Annotated in this window: 19 protein-coding genes; 8 read left to right on the forward strand and 11 right to left on the reverse strand. The window is 70.9% G+C overall.

All coding sequences use genetic code 11. The features are described from left to right. Positions 1 to 108: 108 nt before the first annotated feature. A complete protein-coding gene (locus tag ACU6P3_RS15600; protein WP_447197636.1) occupies positions 109 to 2,256 on the forward strand; it encodes a serine/threonine-protein kinase in 2,148 nt (715 codons plus the stop codon). Between the two features lie 26 nt (positions 2,257 to 2,282). On the opposite strand, the gene ACU6P3_RS15605 is transcribed toward ACU6P3_RS15600, so the two are convergent. Further along, the gene (locus ACU6P3_RS15605) at positions 2,283 to 2,756 is read right to left on the reverse strand and encodes a hypothetical protein (RefSeq protein WP_447197637.1); all 474 of its coding nucleotides are present in this window, start codon (positions 2,754 to 2,756) and stop codon (positions 2,283 to 2,285) included. 155 nt (positions 2,757 to 2,911) lie between these two features. Here ACU6P3_RS15605 and ACU6P3_RS15610 point away from each other — a divergent pair, with 155 nt between their 5' ends. Continuing rightward, positions 2,912 to 3,748 carry a helix-turn-helix domain-containing protein gene (locus ACU6P3_RS15610; RefSeq protein ID WP_447197638.1) on the forward strand — a complete coding sequence of 279 codons (837 nt, stop codon included), beginning with the start codon at positions 2,912 to 2,914 and terminating at the stop codon, positions 3,746 to 3,748. Further along, on the forward strand, positions 3,745 to 3,981 hold the full coding sequence (locus ACU6P3_RS15615) for a DUF397 domain-containing protein (protein ID WP_447197639.1): 237 nt from the start codon (positions 3,745 to 3,747) through the stop codon (positions 3,979 to 3,981). The genes ACU6P3_RS15610 and ACU6P3_RS15615 overlap by 4 nt, the downstream gene beginning before the upstream one ends. A gap of 78 nt (positions 3,982 to 4,059) precedes the next feature. Here ACU6P3_RS15615 and ACU6P3_RS15620 read toward each other — a convergent pair whose 3' ends face one another. Further along, complete coding sequence (locus tag ACU6P3_RS15620; protein ID WP_447197640.1) at positions 4,060 to 4,848, reverse strand: SDR family NAD(P)-dependent oxidoreductase; 789 nt, start codon at positions 4,846 to 4,848, stop codon at positions 4,060 to 4,062. Positions 4,849 to 4,911: 63 nt separating this feature from the next. On the opposite strand from ACU6P3_RS15620, the gene ACU6P3_RS15625 reads away from it, so the two are divergent. Together ACU6P3_RS15625 and ACU6P3_RS15630 are read left to right on the forward strand one after the other, a co-directional pair. After that, positions 4,912 to 5,295 carry a MerR family transcriptional regulator gene (locus ACU6P3_RS15625; protein WP_447197641.1) on the forward strand — a complete coding sequence of 128 codons (384 nt, stop codon included), beginning with the start codon at positions 4,912 to 4,914 and terminating at the stop codon, positions 5,293 to 5,295. A gap of 47 nt (positions 5,296 to 5,342) precedes the next feature. Beyond that, entirely contained in the window at positions 5,343 to 5,810 is a 468-nt protein-coding gene (locus ACU6P3_RS15630) for an SRPBCC family protein (protein WP_447197642.1), read from the forward strand. Positions 5,811 to 5,889: 79 nt separating this feature from the next. On the opposite strand, the gene ACU6P3_RS15635 is transcribed toward ACU6P3_RS15630, so the two are convergent. From ACU6P3_RS15635 to ACU6P3_RS15645, 3 genes are all read right to left on the reverse strand, one after another. Beyond that, complete coding sequence (locus tag ACU6P3_RS15635) at positions 5,890 to 6,291, reverse strand: PIN domain-containing protein (RefSeq protein ID WP_030751326.1); 402 nt, start codon at positions 6,289 to 6,291, stop codon at positions 5,890 to 5,892. Further along, positions 6,288 to 6,551 carry a hypothetical protein gene (locus ACU6P3_RS15640; protein ID WP_234314871.1) on the reverse strand — a complete coding sequence of 88 codons (264 nt, stop codon included), beginning with the start codon at positions 6,549 to 6,551 and terminating at the stop codon, positions 6,288 to 6,290. Before ACU6P3_RS15640 ends, ACU6P3_RS15635 begins: the two co-directional genes overlap by 4 nt. A 1,175-nt stretch (positions 6,552 to 7,726) precedes the next feature. Then, a complete protein-coding gene (locus ACU6P3_RS15645) occupies positions 7,727 to 9,010 on the reverse strand; it encodes an adenylosuccinate synthase (protein ID WP_030751332.1) in 1,284 nt (427 codons plus the stop codon). Between the two features lie 290 nt (positions 9,011 to 9,300). Between ACU6P3_RS15645 and ACU6P3_RS15650 the strand changes: the two genes are divergently transcribed. Further along, entirely contained in the window at positions 9,301 to 10,221 is a 921-nt protein-coding gene (locus ACU6P3_RS15650; protein ID WP_447197643.1) for an acylglycerol kinase family protein, read from the forward strand. 6 nt (positions 10,222 to 10,227) lie between these two features. Here the strand turns inward: ACU6P3_RS15650 and ACU6P3_RS15655 are convergent, their stop codons facing one another. Further along, a complete protein-coding gene (locus ACU6P3_RS15655) occupies positions 10,228 to 10,848 on the reverse strand; it encodes a GbsR/MarR family transcriptional regulator (protein ID WP_447197644.1) in 621 nt (206 codons plus the stop codon). A 116-nt stretch (positions 10,849 to 10,964) separates the two neighbouring features. Here ACU6P3_RS15655 and ACU6P3_RS15660 point away from each other — a divergent pair, with 116 nt between their 5' ends. Together ACU6P3_RS15660 and ACU6P3_RS15665 are read left to right on the forward strand one after the other, a co-directional pair. Continuing rightward, entirely contained in the window at positions 10,965 to 11,936 is a 972-nt protein-coding gene (locus ACU6P3_RS15660; protein ID WP_447197645.1) for an ABC transporter ATP-binding protein, read from the forward strand. Beyond that, positions 11,933 to 13,558 carry an ABC transporter permease gene (locus ACU6P3_RS15665; RefSeq protein ID WP_447197646.1) on the forward strand — a complete coding sequence of 542 codons (1,626 nt, stop codon included), beginning with the start codon at positions 11,933 to 11,935 and terminating at the stop codon, positions 13,556 to 13,558. The genes ACU6P3_RS15660 and ACU6P3_RS15665 overlap by 4 nt, the downstream gene beginning before the upstream one ends. Positions 13,559 to 13,661: 103 nt before the next feature. On the opposite strand, the gene ACU6P3_RS15670 is transcribed toward ACU6P3_RS15665, so the two are convergent. The 5 genes from ACU6P3_RS15670 to ACU6P3_RS15690 form a co-directional block, all read right to left on the reverse strand. Then, on the reverse strand, positions 13,662 to 14,246 hold the full coding sequence (locus ACU6P3_RS15670) for a Uma2 family endonuclease (RefSeq protein ID WP_447197647.1): 585 nt from the start codon (positions 14,244 to 14,246) through the stop codon (positions 13,662 to 13,664). A 141-nt stretch (positions 14,247 to 14,387) separates the two neighbouring features. Beyond that, on the reverse strand, positions 14,388 to 14,984 hold the full coding sequence (locus ACU6P3_RS15675) for a Uma2 family endonuclease (protein WP_447197648.1): 597 nt from the start codon (positions 14,982 to 14,984) through the stop codon (positions 14,388 to 14,390). Positions 14,985 to 15,086: 102 nt separating this feature from the next. Next, positions 15,087 to 15,746 carry a response regulator gene (locus ACU6P3_RS15680; RefSeq protein WP_344269831.1) on the reverse strand — a complete coding sequence of 220 codons (660 nt, stop codon included), beginning with the start codon at positions 15,744 to 15,746 and terminating at the stop codon, positions 15,087 to 15,089. Beyond that, positions 15,743 to 17,101, reverse strand: a complete 1,359-nt coding sequence (locus tag ACU6P3_RS15685; protein ID WP_447197649.1) for a sensor histidine kinase — start codon at positions 17,099 to 17,101, stop codon at positions 15,743 to 15,745. The genes ACU6P3_RS15680 and ACU6P3_RS15685 overlap by 4 nt, the downstream gene beginning before the upstream one ends. 292 nt (positions 17,102 to 17,393) lie before the next feature. After that, positions 17,394 to 18,344, reverse strand: a complete 951-nt coding sequence (locus ACU6P3_RS15690) for an alpha/beta hydrolase family protein (protein WP_447197650.1) — start codon at positions 18,342 to 18,344, stop codon at positions 17,394 to 17,396. Between the last annotated feature and the right edge of the window lie 5 nt (positions 18,345 to 18,349).

An 18,349-nucleotide genomic window follows, 5' to 3' on the forward strand; every position in this document is an offset into this window, starting at 1 on the left:
GCCTCGTACCGGGGCGCCGGAACGGGGCGCCGGAACGGAGGCGCTGTACGGACGCGTCACAATGGGCGGACTTACGGGGCAGGGGCAATTCGGGAGGGCCGCGCGGCCATGGAGAAGCTGGCAGCAGAAGACCCACGACGCATCGGCGCCTACCGGCTGCTCGCCCGCCTGGGCGCCGGTGGGATGGGCCGCGTGTATCTGGGGCGTTCGGAACGGGGCCGTACGGTCGCGGTCAAGCTCGTACGGGAGGAACTGGCCCGGGAGGAACAGTTCCGCGACCGCTTCCGGCGGGAGGTGGCGGCGGCGCGGCGGGTGGGCGGCGCGTGGACGGCGCCGGTGCTCGACGCGGACACCGAAGCGCCGGTGCCCTGGCTGGCCACGGGCTATGTGGCGGGGCCCTCGCTCCAGTCGGTGGTCTCGGCCGGCGGAGGCCGCGACGACGACGGTGATGTCAGCACGGGCGGCAGCGTCGTCGGCGGCGGCGGGAAGAACGGCCTGGACCGCCCCGGTGGGCTTGGCGGCCCCGCCGGCCCTGGTGGGCCCGGCAGTCCGGGCGTCCGGGACGGCCACGGCCCGCTGCCCGAACGTTCCGTCCGCATCCTCGCCTCCGGACTCGCGCACGCCCTCCAGGACATCCACGCCGCCGGCCTCATCCACCGCGACCTCAAGCCGTCCAACATCCTGATCACGATCGACGGCCCGCGCGTCATCGACTTCGGCATCGCCCGCGCTTTGGAGACGGTCACGGACGGCGACCTGACCCGCACCGGCTCGGTGGTCGGCTCGCCCGGCTTCATGGCGCCCGAGCAGATACGCGGGGACCGGGTGACGGCGGCCTGCGACGTGTTCTGCCTCGGCTCGGTCCTGATGTACGCGGCGACGGGCCGGCTGCCGTTCGGCACGCAGGACACGCCCGCGCACGCGCTGATGTTCCGGATCGCGCAGGAGGAACCGGACCTGACCGGACTGCCCGAAGACCTGGCGGTCTTGGTGCGCGCCTGCCTGAAGAAGGACCCGGCGGCCAGGCCGACCACCCGCGACATCCTGGCCAGGGTGGGCGAACCCGTCGACTCGGGGGCCGGACGCGGCGGCGACCCCTGGCTGCCGGGCCCGCTCCTGGCCGAACTGGGTCAGCACGCGGTCCAGCTGCTGGAGTACGAGGGCGACGCGACGGCTCAGATGCGCAAGGTAGAACTGGAGCCGGACGCGGAGACCACGCCCCCCGCGGCGGCAACGACTCCGACTCCCGCCGGGGCTCCAACTGCGGTTCGGACAGCGGCTCCGACAGCGGCTCCGGCAGCGGCTCCGACGCCCGAGAAGCCGGTTGAGCGGACCACCCGGCTGAGGCCGGTGCCGGGTCCGACGGGTCCGACGGGTCCGACGGGTCCGATCGCGCGTCCAAGCGCACCAGCGACACAAAAGACGCCGGAGACGACCGGCACAGGCGCGGATACCGGTACCCGTGCCGGTACCGGCACACCGCCGCACCCGACGCCACCCGGCTCGTACGGCTACCCACCGGCACAGGCACAGGCACAGGCACAGGCACAGGCACAGGCACCGTACGGCTACGCCACGCACCCGTACGGCGCCGCTCCCCCGCCCTCGTACGGCGGCGCGATACCGCAGCCCGCACAGCCCCAGTTCCCCCACCCGCCCCCGTCCCCTGAGCGCTCCTCCCGGGGCACTGCGGTCCTGATCACCGTCACCGTGATCGTCGCGATCCTCTCCGGCCTCTCCGTGTACGCGTTCCTGGGCGGCCACGACAGCAAGGACGCCAAGAACGACGAGGCGATCAGCCCGGCCGCCTCGGAGTCCCAGGCGGGCGGAACCGAACCGGACCCGTCGTCCACCGCCTCGGGCGCACCCATCCCCTCCCCCAGCGCCTCGGCGGAGGCCGGTGACGTGCCGGCCGAGTACGTGGGGACCTGGACCGGCGGCGTGAACACCGCTGCGGGCCACAGCCCCCGCCGGCTCGTCATCACGCAGGGGAACGTGGGCGAAACGGTCCTCTCCCTGACCGCCGACGGCCCGGCCGGAGGGAGCGGCGGCTACCACTGCGTCTTCGAGGCGCCACTGGCCTCGGCCCCCGCCCCGGGAGCCCCGCTCAGCATCGGACCGTCCACGGTCGCCGTCGGCGAACCGATGACCTCCTGCACGCCGGGCACCGCCACCGAACTGACGCTCCTGCCCGACGGCACCCTGCGGCGTACGACGGCGAACGGCGAGTCCCTGATCTACACGAAAGGGAACTGACGGCCCGTCGTCTCCTGTCTCCTCCCTCACTCTTCGAGGGCGGACAGCCGGAACCCGATCCGGGCCAGGTCCTGGTGTCGGACGACGGCGTCGCTGAACAGGACGGTCGCGGCGTTGAGCAGCAGCAGCGGATGCACGAACCGGCCGTACTCCGTGGGCGGGAAGTGCCACGCCAGCGGCCAGGTGTGCTCGGCGAGGGCGGGCACGGGTACGTAACTCACCCGCCCGGAACAGGCGTTGAAGGGAACGACCGCGCGCGGCCACGACCGGCGCACGGTACTGCCGGCGGGAAGTAAGAAGTACATTCCCCGGCGGCCATTCAATTCTCTGACAATAGGCCCGGGATCCCCACCGGTAATCGCCTCCATCATGTCGGCGAGCCGCCGCCCGTCGTCCCCGTCGACCCGTACCGCGTCGAATTGCACTCCCGCCTTGCGTAGTTGGAATCCATAACGCGGAATCCAATCGATGTCATCCAAGTGGCGACTTGTCGCATCCATGGGGACATTTTGAAGGCTCGCGACTAACGTTTTCCATGACGGCGCGGGTACGTCGGACACCGGTCGACCTGGGCCAACTACCCGAGCGGAAGGTCAAGTTCCGTACGTAGTGGTTGTGACCGGTTGAGTCCGGTCGAGACGAATGGTGATCACACATGGCGCGAGCGGAAAACAAGGAAACGGCGGGCCCGACGACACGGCTGGTGGCGGATATCGCCCGCCTGATGCGTATCCGGAAGGGCTGGACGCAGGAACAACTGGGCAAGCAACTGGGATTCTCGGGTGCGGCGGTGAGCGCGATGGAAACGTGCGCGCAACCGGCGAGCGACGACATGCTGGTGGCGCTGGAGCGGGTGCTCGGGGAGGGGATGGGAATCTTCGAGCAGGCGAGGCGGTACGTACGGCTGGACAAGTACCCGAAGCAGTTCAAGGACTACGTGCTGCTGGAGCAGATCGCGCTCAGCCTGCACCTGTTCTCGACTCTGGTTGTGCACGGCCTGTTCCAGACGGAGGAGTACGCAAAGGCATTGATCACCGGCGGGTACCCGCCGCCCTCCGCCGAGCGGGTGGATGAGCTGGTCGAAGCCAGGATGGCCAGGAAGGCACTCTTCGACCGGGAGCCGATGGCCCTGATCGAGCTCATCCTGGAAGAGGGGATGCTGCGCCGGCCGATCGGCAACTGGCAGATCATGCGTGAGCAGTTGCGACACCTGGCCGACTGCGCACGCAGGCGCAATGTCACCATTCAGGTGCTCCCGCAGCACTGCGGGCTGAGCGGAGAACATGCCGGCGCATACGGCGATATCACCCTGGTGGAGACGCCGGCCCACGACCGGCTGGTCTACCTGGAGCCACAGGACGAGAGCCTGCTGATCAAGGAGCCCGCAAAGGTGAGCATGTATGCCCAGCGCTATGCGAAAATCCGAGCACAGGCCCTGGGGCCTCGGGAATCGCTGGGCCTCATCGAGCAGTTGGCAGGAGAGCATCAATGAGCGACACCCTGCGGTGGTTCAAGTCGAGCTACAGCAACCCCAGCGGCGGCGACTGCGTCGAGATCGCCTTCGACTGGCACAAGTCCAGCTACAGCAGTCCCAGCGGCGGCGAGTGCGTCGAGATCGCCGCCTGCCCCCACGCCGTGCACATCCGCGACTCGAAGAACAGCGAGGGCCCCACCTTCGCCGTCACCCCGACGGCCTGGTCCGCGTTCCTCACCTGGAGGGACTGACGCCCGACACGGGGCCGGGCCGTACGCCGTCCGCACCTGAGCCATCAGGTTCGTCTCGACTCGGAGGGGCACCAAACCTCAGCGCCCGAGCGCCGCCTTGCGCAGGGACCTCTCCGCGATCCGGGTGGCCGCCGACGCGGGCAACAGGCGACCGAAGACGAAGGTCTGGAAAGTGTTGAGACGGCCGTCGACGACCGCCGGGCCCCGGCCGCGCATGGCGGACATGACGGTGTCAGCGACGGAACCGGGCCCGCGCTTGCCCGGTATGCGCCGTGTGTTCATCGCGGTGGCGGTCGGCCCGGGGCTGACCGCCACGACCCGCACCCCCGTCGCTCTGGTCTCGGCCCACACCGCCTGGGTGAAGGACAGCACGAAAGCCTTCGAGGCCGCGTAGGCGGCCACGTACGGAGCCGGCGCGTACGCACCGGTGCTCGCGATGTTGACGATCGCCCCCCTCCCCCGCGCGACCATGGCGGGCAGCAGGAGCGTCGTCAACTCCGCCACCGCGCCGGCATTGAGGTCGACCAGGCCCCGCACCCGCGCGGGATCGCTGTCGGCGACCCGCGCCATCAGGCCGGCTCCGGCATTGTTGACCAGCACATCGACCTCGGTTCCCGTATCCGCCAGCCACTCGGTCAGCCGGGAAGGAGCACCCTGGTGCGACAGGTCCAGCGCCAGCGTCGACACCTGGGCCCCGTGCTCGACGTGCAGCCGCTCGGCCGCCGCCTCCAGGCGTGCGCCGTCCCGTGCGACCAGGACCAGGCGCATGCCCTGCCCGGCCAGCCGCTCGGTGATCGCGGCCCCGATGCCGGTCGCGGCGCCGGTCACGACCGCGGTTCGCCGCCCCGTCTCTTGTTTCCTCTTCATGCCCCGAACGCTAAACTCTGACATTAACGTCAATGTCAAGCCTGGCTCGGCGGAGGAGACGGCGTGCGCATCGGAGAACTCAGCAGGGCCACCGGGGCCAGCACCCGTTCGCTCCGGTACTACGAGGACCAAGGGCTGCTCTCCAGCGACCGCCGCTCCAACGGATACCGGGACTACGGCGAGGAAGCCGTACGCCAGGTCGCCTTCATCCAGGACCTCTACCGCGCGGGACTGCCCTCCCAGATCATCCGGGAGATCCTTCCCTGCACCGCACCGACACCGCCCTCGGGCGAGTGCTCACAACTCCTGGCCCGCGTCCGGGAGGTCCGCGACGAACTCGCCCGCCAGGAGCAGCAGATCGCTCGGCGCCGCGAGACGCTCGACCGGTACCTCTCGGGCACGGCGGCCCCCGCCGGCCTTGGCGGCCAACCCCACTGCTCGGCTTGAGGCGACTGAAACCTGGCGTGAGCAGCCGGTGTCATGAGAATCACGCCATGGGAAGGACCGACCGCGCGGAACTGGTGATCGCGGCGTCGCCGACGACCGTCTACGACGCCCTCCTCACCCCGGAGGCCCTTGAGGCCTGGCTGCCGCCGGACGGCATGCGCGGGCGGATCGAGCGGTGGGCCCCTCGGCCCGGTGGCGGGTTCCGGATGGTCCTCACCTACCTCGACCCCACCGGCAGTCCCGGCAAGACGTCGGACGCGACGGATGTCGTCGATGTCGAGTTCGCCGATCTGGTACCACCGGAGCGCGTGGTGCAGCGGGCCGTGTTCGAGGCCGACGACCCGTCGTACGCGGGCACGATGACGATGACCTGGCACCTCGCCGCCACGGGCGAGGGAACCGAGGTGACCGTCACCGCCACGGACGTGCCGCCCGGCATCGACCAGGCGGACCACGAGACCGCGATCGCTGCCTCGCTGGCCAACCTCGCGTCGTATGTGGAAGCGGCCGGCTGAGCCCTCGCCCGCACCGACCCGCCGCCGGGCGCGGGCCCGGGGCGCGCACACCACCCCGGTCCCGCGACGCTCACCTCGGTCAGTTCCTCTCGGGCAGCCTGATCGTCCGTACGAGCGGCATGTCGGCGTACAGCTCCGGCATCGTTGTCAGCACCGGGCGACCGTCCGGGTAGTCCAGCGTCGGCCGGGACAGGTAGATCGCCTGGCCGAGACGCAGTTCGACCCCGTCGCGGACCAGCGCCCCCACGGCCGACGCTCCCGCGAAGTCCAACTCGACGATCTCTGCCGCCGGGAGCGCGCCGACGTGGTCGGCCAGCCCCTTGCGCAGGCCGTCGGCGGCGGCGAGGGACAGCGCCGGTACGTAGACGTGCCGGGTCGGGCCGTGCTGGCGGTTGGACACGAACTGCGAGGCGAGCCGGTTGCCCGCGCCCAGCGCGAGAAGTGCGGTCTCGTCGTAGATCACCGCCGTTGAGCCGGTCACAGGCTGTCCACAGGCCGGCCGGCCTCCAGCTCCTGCCAGACCTTCTCCACCCGGTCGTGGTCCTCGTCGGTGAGCGTGACGCCGAAGTGCGTCTCGCAGTACGCCTTGGTCTCCTCGTAGCGCTTGCGCAGCTCCTCCCGCGTCGGCGTCGCGCCCGCCAGCTCGGCGATCAGATCGCGCATCGTCAGCCCACGCTCGCGGGCGAGGACCATGAGGCGGTCGCGGACGGCGGGGTCGACCTTGACGGTGGTGTCAGCCATGACCACAGTATACCTGCGGTATACCATCTCGGTCGGCCGTTCCAGTTGAAGGGTCATCTCACTCTCTTCGGGTTGGCCCGCCTCCTTGTGGGGCGGGAAGCTTCAGCCGGTGGCGCAGGGCGCCGTCGGCGCGGTCACCGCCCCCGCCAGCGCCGCGCGGACCAGCGCGCCGCCCTTGCGCGCCGCGTCCATGAAGCCGCGCGTCTCGGGCGTGGGGGCGGGCGGCGGGGCCGCGCAGGCGCGGCAGTCGGCCGACGGCGGCAGGGGTGTGCCGCAGCGCTCGCACTCGTCGCGTACCGGCGGCGGAGGCGGCGGGGCCGGCAGCTTCCGGCGGAGGCGGTCCGCGAGCAGGTCCCCTCTCCGGAGGCCAGGTTTCGGCCATTCCTGTCCCCGTCGCCGACCCCCTCGCCGTCTCCCCCGTTCGAGTACGGGGCGTCGAACACCTCGTACACCGTGGAGAACCGTCCGGTCTCGCGATCCTTGGCGACCACCCGGCACAGATAGCGGGATTCCTCCAGCTCACGCAGGGATTCGACGATCCGGGCCCGGCCCTCCTTGCGTAACTCGGCCGGCGAACGGATCGAACTGCGAGCCCCGTTCGGGAGGCTCAGCAGGTACATCAGTACGTCTGCCGCACACCACGAGATGGTGTGGTCGCGCAACAGCGCGTTGGCGAAGGTCGAGAAGAAACGCGTGGGCGTTGTACGGTAAATCCGCATCGGAGGTATGGCTCCCGGTGTCATGCCCCCGGGTGTTGGCCCACCGCGGGGGCAATTCCATGTCTCTGGGGCCGAGGAGGCGAGAGGGCGGAAGTCCCGCTCACTGCTCGGCAACTGGCGTGACTGTATCGCCACGCACCGTGACGAGCGCAAGTTCCCTCTCTGTGGCCCGGACCCGGCGCCCGGGCCCTGGGCCTTCGGGCATCAAAACCCTTCTGACCTGCCCGTTCCTCCCATGTCGCCACCGCGCGACACACACGGCAACGCAGGAGACGCGTCAAGGGAGTTCACCCGCCGGAGTGATTCCGCGACATACGAGAACCGCCCCGGCCGGCCTGTCGTCCTGGCCACCGGGGCGGTTCTCGCTGTACGCGCTGTACTCGCTGTTGTCGCTGTTCCCGCGTCTCTTGTGTCGTGCGGTGCGTTACGCGCCACCCGACACCCGGCATCCTGCTCCTACAGGAACGAGTTGATCTGGATCGTCTCCGTACGGCCCGGGCCGACCCCGATCGCCGAGATCGGCGCGCCCGACATCTCCTCCAGCGACTTCACGTACGCCTGCGCGTTCTTGGGCAGTTCCGCGAAGGTCGTCGCCTTCGTGATGTCCTCCGACCAGCCCGGCAGGTACTCGTACACCGGCTTCGCGTGGTGGAAGTCGGTCTGGCTGTAGGGCAGTTCCTCGACGCGCTTGCCGTCGATCTCGTACGCGACGCACACCGGGATCTGCTCCCAGCCGGTGAGGACGTCGAGCTTGGTGAGGAAGAAGTCCGTCAGGCCGTTGACCCGGGTCGCGTACCGCGCGATCACCGCGTCGAACCAGCCGCAGCGGCGGTCGCGGCCGGTCGTGACGCCGCGCTCGCCGCCGATGCGGCGCAGTGCCTCGCCGTCCTCGTCGAACAGCTCCGTCGGGAAGGGGCCGGCGCCGACGCGCGTGGTGTACGCCTTGAGGATGCCGATGACCCGGCTGATCTTCGTCGGCCCCACGCCCGCGCCCGTGCAGGCGCCGCCCGCGGTGGGGTTGGAGGAGGTGACGAAGGGGTACGTGCCGTGGTCCACGTCCAGCAGGGTGCCCTGGCCGCCCTCGAAGAGGACGACCTTGCCCTCGTCGATGGCGTCGTTGAGGACGAGCGTGGTGTCGGCGACGTACGGCCGGAGCTTGTCCGCGTAGCCGAGCAGTTCCTCGACGATGCGGCCGGACTCTATGGCGCGGCGGTTGTAGAGCTTGGCGAGGATCTGGTTCTTGAAGTCGAGCGCCGCGTCGACCTTCTGGGTCAGGATGGACTCGTCGTACAGGTCCTGGACGCGGATGCCGACACGGTTGATCTTGTCGGCGTAGGTGGGACCGATGCCACGCCCCGTCGTGCCGATCTTCCTCGATCCGAGGAACCGTTCCGTCACCTTGTCGATGGTGGTGTGGTACGGCGTGATCAGGTGGGCGTTACCGCTGAGCAGCAGCTTGGAGGTGTCGACGCCGCGCTCCTCCAGCCCGCTCAGCTCGGAGAGCAGGACGGCCGGGTCGACGACCACACCGTTGCCGATCACCGGGGTGCACCCCGGGGAGAGGATTCCGGAAGGGAGGAGATGCAGTGCGTATTTCTGGTCGCCGACGACGACGGTGTGACCGGCGTTGTTGCCCCCCTGGTAGCGCACGACATAATCCACGGAGCCGCCGAGCAGGTCGGTGGCCTTTCCCTTGCCCTCATCACCCCACTGAGCACCGAGCAGCACAAGTGCGGGCACAGGCGTACACCCCTTCCGGGCGGGGCATGTCCAAGGTCGGGGGCGGACGCCGTATGCCCGCCGCAGCACGTTGCCGTGGCGCAGGACAGCGCACACGGCTGTGCACGGATGTGCGCGTGTACGCGATCACCCGCGTACGTACGCGCCATGCGGCACAGCGGTGTACGACGTCGTACGACACGACACGTCACAGCCCGCCCGTCGAACCGGTTGCCCCGGAATAGACGAAGCCCCTGGCGCAATAGCGCAAGGGGCTCTTGCACAAAGATGCTACCCGAGGAAGGACCGAGGTGTCGGCTCCGGAGCCCGCCGAGAACGGCGCGCAGCAGCTTCTGGTGTTCATCGACCCGGTCGCCCGCAGAACCGACGGTGAATCCGTGCGGATCGCGAAAGACGTGCTGGGCGCGGGTGCCGCCGTGAAGATCTGTCTCCCGGACGGGCCGGAGGAATTCGCCCGGGCGCTGGCCCGGCGGGGCAGCCGGCGGCCGGTGGTGATCGGCGACGACCGGGCGCTGCTGCGCATGGTCGGCCTGCTGCACCGGGAGCGGGAGCTGGCCTCGGGCGCGCTGTCGGTGGTGCCGGTGGGCACGTGCGTGGATCTGGCGCGGTCGCTGGGCGTGCCGACGGGCGCGGTCGCGGCGGCGCGTGCGGTGCTGGACGGGGTGGTCCGGCGGCTGGACCTGCTGGTGGACGACAGCGACGGGGTGGTGCTGGGCGACCTGCGGATCCCGGCGCCGCCGGGGACGCACCGGGGGACGGGAGCGGCGGGTGACGGGGCCGGGGCCGGGGCCGAGGAGTTCACCGCCGGTCTCGGTCCCGCGGCGTCGTCCGTGTGGCACACGTGCCGCTCGCTGGTGCGCACGCTGGTACGGCCGGTCCCGGGCGTGGGGGGCGCGCGGGCGCACCGGCTGCGGGTCGAGGCGGACGGGGTGCTGCTGAGCGACCTGGACGAGCCGGTGTCCGGCGTGACGGTCCGCTCGCGCGACGGGCGCGCCGAGGTGGTGATCCGTACGCAGGACACGGAGGAGCCGCGCCGGGCGAGCGCGCTGTCGGTGACGGTGTCGGGGGCCGATTTCCGCTACCACGCGGACGCGCGGGTGACGGGGCCGGTACGGACGCGAACGTGGACGCTGCGGCCGGCGGGCTGGGGGCTGACGCTCCCGGCGTCCGCGCCGGAGGCGGCGCGAGTGCCGGGCCCCGGGGACGGCTGAGGGGAGTCAGCGCCGGTCCGCCCCCGCCCCCGCGTTCCGGTTCGTCTCCGCGTTCCGGTTCGTCTCCGCGTTCCGGTTCGTCTCCGCGTGCGCTTCCGTTCCCGCCCTCACCTCGGTCTTCGCGGCCCACGCCCGTAGCTCGTCCTGGCGGACCTTCCAGCGGTCCATCATCGCGAGCAATTCCTCCTGCACGAACTCGAAGAAGGCGACGGACTCCACCATCCGTTCCCCCGCCGGCGTGTCCCTGCCCAGCGTGTCGATCCCGTCCCGCAGGACGGTCGCCCAGCGGTGCATGATCCGGTCCCGCGCCGTGAAGGTGCCGTACCAGATGTCGGGGTACAGGCGGTAGCGGTCGCGCCGGGTACCCGGGTCGCGCTCCCTGCTGATCATGTTGACCTGGATGAGGTAGCGGACCGCCCCCGATACGGCCGCCGGGCTGATGCTGAGCCGCTCGCTCAGCTCCGCCGAGGTCATGCTCGCGTCGTCGGAGGCCATCAGCGCGGCGAAGACCCGGGCGGCCGCCCGCTGCATCCCGGCCTCGGTCATCTCGGCCGCGAAGCGTTCCGTGAAGCGGGACACCGCCTCCGGGTCGCGCGGCGCGCCGACCGCGCTCTCCGTTCCGCTCATCGTCCTCATCTCCCTCATCGACCTTGTCACCCGCCCGGGCTCCTTTCGATCTTACCCGGGCCTTTTTACGCTTCCTTAACTTCACAAATTTCTGAACAAAGCGTACGTTCAAAATCATGACAAAGGCAATCAGCGTCGCCGGACTGCACAAGTCGTTCGGGCGGACGCATGCGCTGGACGGCCTCGACCTGGCCGTCGAGACCGGCGAGGTGCACGGCTTCCTCGGGCCCAACGGGGCGGGCAAGTCCACCGCCATCCGCGTGCTGCTCGGACTGTTGCGCGCCGACTCCGGCGCCGCCCGGGTGCTGGGCCGGGACCCGTGGAAGGACGCGGTCGACCTGCACCGGCGCGTGGCCTACGTACCGGGGGACGTGACCCTGTGGCGCAACCTCTCCGGCGGCGAGGTCATCGACCTGTACGGGCGCCTGCGCGGCAGCCTCGACAGGGCCCGGCGGGACCGGCTCGTCGAGCGTTTCGAGCTCGACCCGACCAAGAAGGGGCGTACGTACTCCAAGGGCAACCGCCAGAAGGTCGCCCTGGTCGCCGCGTTCGCCTCCGACGTGGACCTGCTCATCCTGGACGAACCGACCTCCGGGCTCGACCCGCTGATGGAGGAGGTCTTCCAGAACTGTGTCGCCGAGGAGCGCGACCGGGGGCGTACCGTCCTGCTCTCCAGCCATGTGCTCAGCGAGGTCGAGGCGTTGTGCGACCGGGTGAGCATCATCCGCAAGGGCGCGACCGTGGAGTCCGGCTCGCTCTCCCAGCTGCGCCACCTGACGCGGACGAGCGTGAGCGCGGAACTCGCGGAACCGCTCGCGGGATCGCTCCCGGGAGCGCCGAACGGACTGGCCGGGCTGGCCGGTGTGCACGACCTCGACGTCCAGGGGAACCGGGTGCGGCTCCAGGTCGACACCGACAAGCTCGACGCCGTACTCCGCGCGCTCAGCACGTCCGGCATCCGCTCGCTGACCAGCACTCCGCCCACGCTGGAGGAACTGTTCCTGCGCCATTACGCGCCGGAGGCGGCCGGGGGTACCGGGGCGGACGACGCCCGGCCGGGGACCGGAGGGCGGGTGGCGTCCCGATGACCACCGTCTCAGCGCCGGCCGCCGGGGCCGGAGCCCGTACCGGCGGCTCCCGCCACCTGGCCGGCACCTGGCCGCTCTTCCGGCTCGCCCTGCGCCGTGACCGGATCATGCTGCCGGCGTGGGTGCTGGTCATCGGCGCGTCCTACATGTCGGTGGCGAGCTCGTACGCCTCGCTCTACGACACCGCCGCCGCGCGTGCCGACATCGTCCGCTCGATGACGGCGAACAGTTCGTTGCGCGCCCTGTACGGCCCGTTCTTCAACGACACCCTCGGCGCGCTCACCGCCGCGCGCATGATCGCCTTCGGGAGCGCGTTCGCCGCCGCGATGAGCCTGATCATCGTCGTTCGGCACACCCGCGAGGAGGAGGAGACGGGCCGTCAGGAGATGCTGTCCGCCGCGATGGTCGGGCGGGCGGCGCCGCTGACGGCCGCGCTGCTCACGGCCCTGACCGCCAATGCCGCGCTGGCGCTGCTGATCGCCGGCGGGCTGGCCGCGAGCACCGGCGACACGACCGGTTCGCTGGCACTCGGCCTCGCGAGCGGGGGCGTCGGCATGCTGTTCGCGTGCACGGCCGCGATCGCCGCGCAGATCACCGAGAACGCTCGGCTGGCGAAGGGGCTGACGAGCGCGGTCATCGGCGCCGCGTTCGCGCTGAAGGCGGCGGGCGACGCCTCGGCGGCGAACGGTTCGTCCCTCCTCACCCGGCTCTCCCCGATCGGCTGGGCGGAGAACGTACGCGCCTACGACGACGAACGCTGGTGGGTGATGCTCATCCTGCTCGCGGCGATCGCCGTCCAGGCCGTCCTCGCGTACACCCTCGCGGGCCGGCGCGACATCGGCATGAGCTTCCTGCCCGCCCGGCCGGGGCCGGCGCACGGCGGACTCGGCACGGCCTGGGCGCTCGCCCTGCGGCTCCAGCGCGGCAGTGTGCTCGGCTGGGGCGCGGGCTTCCTGCTCACCGGGATCCTGTTCGGCGGCATCACGGACGGCGTGGCGGACGTGGTCGGCGACAACGAGCAGGCGCGGCAGATCTTCGAGCGCATGGGCGGCCAGCAGGGGCTGACCGACGCGTTCCTCGCCGCGATGGTCTCCATGCTGGGCATGGTGGCGGCGCTGTACGTCGTCGCGTCGGTGCTGCGGCTGTACGGCGAGGAGACCGGCGGACGCGCGGAACCGGTCCTGGCGGGGCCGGTCGGCCGGCTGCGCTGGGCCGCCGGCCACCTGCTGATCGCGTATGCCGGCGTCGCCCTGATCATGCTCCTCGGCGGCGCGGGCCTGGCCCTCGGCTACGGCCGGGACCTGACCGCGATCCTGGGCGCCTGCCTGGTCCAGCTCCCGGCGGTCTGGCTGCTGGGCGCGCTGGCGGTGTTCCTGTACGGGCTGGCGCCGAAGGTGTCCGTGGCCGGCTGGGCGGTCGCGGGCCTGGCCCTGGCCCTGGGCTGGATCGGCCCGGCGATCGACCTGCCGCAGTCGGTGATGAACCTCTCGCCCTTCGGCCACCTGCCGAGGCTGCCGGGCCCGGAGATGTCCTGGCCGCCGGTGCTCGTCCTGACGGCCCTGGCGGCGGCACTGACGGCGGGGGGCCTGGCGGGGCTGCGGCGCAGGGATCTGCTGACCTGAGCGTGCTGACTTGCGTGTGCTGACCAGAAAGTGCCCGGGCAAGACGTCGGCCCGTTCATCCACAGGGTGTGGACGAAGGGGCCGACGTGCGGCGCGGAGGGCGTCAGGGCGCGTACGCCTTCAGGATTTCGGTGTCGAGTTCGATACCGACGGGGTCCGGAATGACGAGCCTCTCCCCGAACACGACCCGGTGCAGATCGCTGTAATCACCGGCGGCGGGATCCGGGTTGCTGTGCACGGTGACGGTGCCGGCTTCGCGGTCGATCAGCAGATACACCGGGATGCCGGCATCGGCGTAGGCGGCGGGCTTCTCCACCCGGTCCCGCTTGTGGGTGTCGGAGTCACGCGAGGTGACCTCGACGGTCATGAGCACGCCGTCAGGATCGGCCCATTCCCCTTGGCCGGCGAAGTGCCCCATGGGCACCAGGGACCCGTCCGGCCGCGCCCGCCCTGACCGGTATTTTTCGATTTTGAGCCCCTGCAGAGGGTTCAGGACAAGGCCCGGTCGCGACTGCATGCACTGGCCGAGCAGCCACAAGATGATCTCTCCATGGTCCCCGTCCGGCACCTTCTTGACTCCGATCCGGCCGTCGATGAATTCCAGCCTGACGGTCTCGGATTCCACAGCGGCGAACTTCTCGAAGTCCTCCACCGTCATTTGCGCCGAATGCTCTGCCATAACTGTCATGGTGCACCTCCTGTCAGGCGGAAACCACCCTGACAGGCCCATCATCAGCCAAAACGGTTCCTCGCCTGTCGATCACCCGACCGAGTGATCAGAATCTGATAGTCACCCCGGCGTCACCAGTCGCGTACGAGAACGGGGACGTCAGCGGACGTAGTTCTTCAGTTCCTCGGTGTCGAGCTCGATGCCGACGGGGTCGGGGACCGTGACCTTCTTGCCGAAGTCCGCCACCTGGAGATAGCCGTAGCCGTCCGGCGTCGGATCACTGTGCACGGTGATCGTGCAGTGGTCCCGGTCGATCAGCAGATAGACCGGGATCCCAGTGGCCGCGTAGGCGGCGGGCTTCTCCTTGCGGTCCCGCCGGTCCGTGTCCCGGTCGTACGACGTGACTTCCACCGCCATCAGCACGCGGGCCGGGTCGGCCCAGTCGCCCTGTCCGGCGAAGGTGCTCTCCGGGGCGAGGACGGCATCGGGTTTGGCCCTGCCGTTGCGGTACGTCTCGATCGCGAGGCCGAGCTCGCCCCCCGCGTAGAGCCACATATCAGGCCGGGCCTGCATACAGCGCTTTTGAAGCCACCTGATGATCTCAGCGTGGTCGCCGTCCGGCATTCCCTTGAACCCGATCCGTCCGTTGATGAATTCCAACCTGACGGTGTCGGACTCCCTCTCGACGAGCTTGGCGAGCCTCTCGAACTCCTCGACGGACATCTGCTGAACCGCGCGCGCTGCCATAACTGTCATGGTGCACCTCCTGTCAGGTGGAAACCACCCTGGCAGGCCCCTCATCAGCCAAAACGGTCCCGCTACCCGCATTCACCCGACCGAGTGATCAGAATCTGATAGTCACCCCGGCGTCACCAGCCGCGCCTCGTAGGCGAACACCGCCGCCTGCGTGCGGTCCCGCAGGCCCAGCTTCACCAGGATCCGGCTCACGTGCGTCTTGATCGTGGACTCCGCCACGATCAGGTGCTCGGCGATCTCACCGTTCGACAGCCCCTGCGCGATCAGCACCAGTACCTCCGTCTCGCGCTCCGTGAGGTCCCCGAGGCGGGCCATCGTCGGCGGGCGCGGGGAGTCCGAGATCTTGGAGAATTCCGTGATCAGGCGACGGGTGACGGTCGGGGCCAGCAGGGCCTCGCCGGCCGCCACCACCCGTACGCCGTCCGCGAGCTGCCGCGCCGAGGCGTCCTTGAGCAGGAAGCCCGAGGCGCCGGCGCGCAGCGCCTCGTAGACGTACTCGTCGAGGTCGAAGGTGGTCAGCACCAGCACCTTCGCGGTCCCGTCGGCGGCGACGATCTCACGGGTCGCCTCGATGCCGTTCAGCTCCGGCATGCGGATGTCCATCAGGACCACGTCGGGGCGCAGGGCGGCGACCTGGTGGACCGCCTCCCGGCCGTTCACCGCCTCCCCCACGACCTCGATGTCCGGCATCGCGCCCAGCAGCACGGAGAATCCCTCGCGGACCATCACCTGGTCGTCCACGATCAGTACCCGGATGGTCATGGCTTCTCTCCGTGTTTCTCGCCGGGCTTGTTCCCGTGCTTGTCGGCGTGCTTGTCCGCGTCGCGCTCGGCCGCCGGTACCGGGATGAACGCGGCGACCTCGTAGCCGCCGTCCTGGAGCGGCTCCGCCGTCAGCTCCCCGTTCAGCATCGTCACCCGTTCCCGCATGCCCGTGAGGCCGTGCCCCGATCCGGGCGACGGCTTGACCAGCCCGCGCGGCGGCGTGTTGACGATCCGCAGGCCGAGCCCGCCCAGGACGTAGCTGATCTCCACGCTCGCACTCGACCCCGGCGCGTGCCGCAGCGCGTTGCTGAGCGCCTCCTGCACGATCCGGTACGCCGACAGCTCGACGCCCTGCGACAGCGTACGGACCGAGCCGGTGACCGTCTTGTCGACGGCCAGGCCCGCCTCGCGGACGTTCGCGAGGAGTCCGTCCAGTTCGGCGAGCGTGGGCTGCGGGGCGTCGGGGGCCTCGTAGTCAGCCGCCCGTACGACACCGAGGACCCGGCGCAGCTCGGCCAGCGCGATGACCGCGTTCTCGCGGATCGTGGCGAACGCCTGCTCCAGCTCGGGCGGCGGGTTCTCCACCCGGTACGGGGCGGCCTCGGCCTGGATCGCGACGACCGACATGTGGTGCGCGACCACGTCGTGCAGCTCACGGGCGATGGTGGTGCGCTCCTCCAGGAGCGTGCGCCGGCCCCGTTCGACGGCGGTGACGGTCTGCTGGGCCGCGACCTCCTCCTTCGCGTCGCGCCGGACGTGGAACACGGCGACGGCCAGCAGCACGAGCGCGGAGAGGAACAGCATCTGGAACGAGGTGGCGTCCTCGTTTCCGGACAGGACCGCCGGGACCACCATGGCGTACACCGCCGTTGCCAGCCACATCGAGAGGCCGATGCTCAGCCGGCTGCGCAGCGCCACGATCGTCAGCACCGCCAGGTATCCGAGGAAGGCGCTGGGCGTAAAGGGGAAACCCTCGTACCGGTTGCTGAAGAAGGCCGTGATCCCGGAGGCCGCCAGCGCCAGCCACCACGCGCCCACCGGCCTGACCAGGGTGAAGAGCACCGGGATGACCGGGAGGAACGCGAACAGACCGCTGCCGAAGCCTGTCTCGAGGCGCGCGACGAACATCACGAGGACGGCGGCCGCCACGATCAGGCCGTGCGGTGTCCACACCGCCAGCTCCCGTATCCGCCCCTCGGGGAGCCGGCGGACGAACGGGTGGCCCGCCGCCAGCGGCTTCAGCGGACGATAGGCGAAGGCGTCGTCGAACAGGTCCTGCCGCACGTTGCCGAAGGCTCGCGCGGTCATGCGGCGCTCGGGGCCCCGGGAATCCCCGGTGTCTGTCTGGGTCACGCTGCCACGGTAGGGGGCGGGGCGGGGAGCGGTCGTCACCAGGGAAGCGGATCCGCGGGCGTCCGTCCCAGGTACTACGAGGGGGACGAGGCGACGAGACAGCGGACCGGGCTCGGGGGGCGGGGCGCGGCCTTCCGCCCGGATGCCCTTCCGCCCGGGCGCCTAACCGCCCGTGTGCCCTTCCGCTCGGATGCCCTTCCGCACGGACGCGGTCCCGCTCGGACGCCGTTCCGCCCGTACGTCCGGCTCCCGTACGCCCGGCTCCCGTACGCCCGGCTCCCGTACGCCCGGCTCACCACGCCAGTTGGGCGATCTCCTCCGCCACCACCGCGCAGGCGTCCGCCGCCGGGTCGATGAGCGGGAAGTGGCCGACATCCTCCAGCAGCGTCAGCCCGACCGTCTCGCCCGCTCGCGCCGCCGCTTCCACGAAGGACTCGGGGACGGCGTACGGCACCGTCAGGTCCGCACGGCCCTGCACCACCGTCGTCGCGATGCCCGTCGGCAGCAGCACGGCCGGGTCCACGGCCTCCCGCCGCCGCTTGAACCCGGCCTCCCCGCCCAGCAACTGGAGAACGGCGCCGCCGCACACCGCCAGCTCCACCGACCGCACGAGGTCCGCGATGGGCGCGAGCGCGACGACACCGCGCAGCTCCGGGGACCGGGGCAGATGCCAGGGCGACCCGGCGGGGAGCACATGGCGGGCCGCGGCCCAGAGCGCGAGCTGGCCGCCCGCGGAGTGGCCGGTCAGGACGGTCCGCCGGAGATCGGCCATGGGCAGCGCGTCCGGGACGAGGGACGGCAGCGCGTCCAGCGCGGCGGCCACGTCGTCGAACGTCTCGGGCCACCGACCGGCGACCGGACCGGCCCCGGGCTCCCCGGGCTCCCCGGGCTCGCCGGAGGCCGCCCCCCGCCGGTACTCGACATTGGCGACGGCGAAACCCCGACGAGCCAGGAAGTCCGCGAAGGGGGTCACGTGGCCACGGTCGTACGGCGCCCGCCACGCGCCGCCGTGCAGGACGACGACGAGCGGGGCCCGCCCCTCCCCGCCCGGCGCACCCGACGCGTCCCGGGGTGCGTAGAAGTCGATCACCTGGTCCGGGTGGTCACCGTACGACGCGGTGGCATCGGGAGGCACGGCCGCATGGCCGAAGGCCGATTCGCTCTCCGCCGCGTCGCGAGCGAGCGCGTCCTGAGCGACGGCGTCATGGGCAACGGCTTCGCCGCGCGCGGCGTCGTCCGGCATGGTGC

The sequence above is a fragment of the Streptomyces hebeiensis genome (assembly GCF_052983195.1).

Bases quoted from the DNA above. Each gene is read 5' to 3' on its own strand.
- ACU6P3_RS15600 (WP_447197636.1), top strand. From the start codon at position 109: ATGGAGAAGCTGGCAGCAGAAGACCCACGACGCATCGGCGCCTACCGG.
- ACU6P3_RS15605 (WP_447197637.1), bottom strand. From the start codon at position 2,756: ATGGATGCGACAAGTCGCCACTTGGATGACATCGATTGGATTCCGCGT.
- ACU6P3_RS15610 (WP_447197638.1), top strand. From the start codon at position 2,912: ATGGCGCGAGCGGAAAACAAGGAAACGGCGGGCCCGACGACACGGCTG.
- ACU6P3_RS15615 (WP_447197639.1), top strand. From the start codon at position 3,745: ATGAGCGACACCCTGCGGTGGTTCAAGTCGAGCTACAGCAACCCCAGC.
- ACU6P3_RS15620 (WP_447197640.1), bottom strand. From the start codon at position 4,848: ATGAAGAGGAAACAAGAGACGGGGCGGCGAACCGCGGTCGTGACCGGC.
- ACU6P3_RS15630 (WP_447197642.1), top strand. From the start codon at position 5,343: ATGGGAAGGACCGACCGCGCGGAACTGGTGATCGCGGCGTCGCCGACG.
- ACU6P3_RS15640 (WP_234314871.1), bottom strand. From the start codon at position 6,551: ATGGCTGACACCACCGTCAAGGTCGACCCCGCCGTCCGCGACCGCCTC.
- ACU6P3_RS15655 (WP_447197644.1), bottom strand. From the start codon at position 10,848: ATGAGCGGAACGGAGAGCGCGGTCGGCGCGCCGCGCGACCCGGAGGCG.
- ACU6P3_RS15660 (WP_447197645.1), top strand. From the start codon at position 10,965: ATGACAAAGGCAATCAGCGTCGCCGGACTGCACAAGTCGTTCGGGCGG.
- ACU6P3_RS15665 (WP_447197646.1), top strand. From the start codon at position 11,933: ATGACCACCGTCTCAGCGCCGGCCGCCGGGGCCGGAGCCCGTACCGGC.
- ACU6P3_RS15670 (WP_447197647.1), bottom strand. From the start codon at position 14,246: ATGACAGTTATGGCAGAGCATTCGGCGCAAATGACGGTGGAGGACTTC.
- ACU6P3_RS15675 (WP_447197648.1), bottom strand. From the start codon at position 14,984: ATGACAGTTATGGCAGCGCGCGCGGTTCAGCAGATGTCCGTCGAGGAG.
- ACU6P3_RS15680 (WP_344269831.1), bottom strand. From the start codon at position 15,746: ATGACCATCCGGGTACTGATCGTGGACGACCAGGTGATGGTCCGCGAG.
- ACU6P3_RS15690 (WP_447197650.1), bottom strand. From the start codon at position 18,344: ATGCCGGACGACGCCGCGCGCGGCGAAGCCGTTGCCCATGACGCCGTC.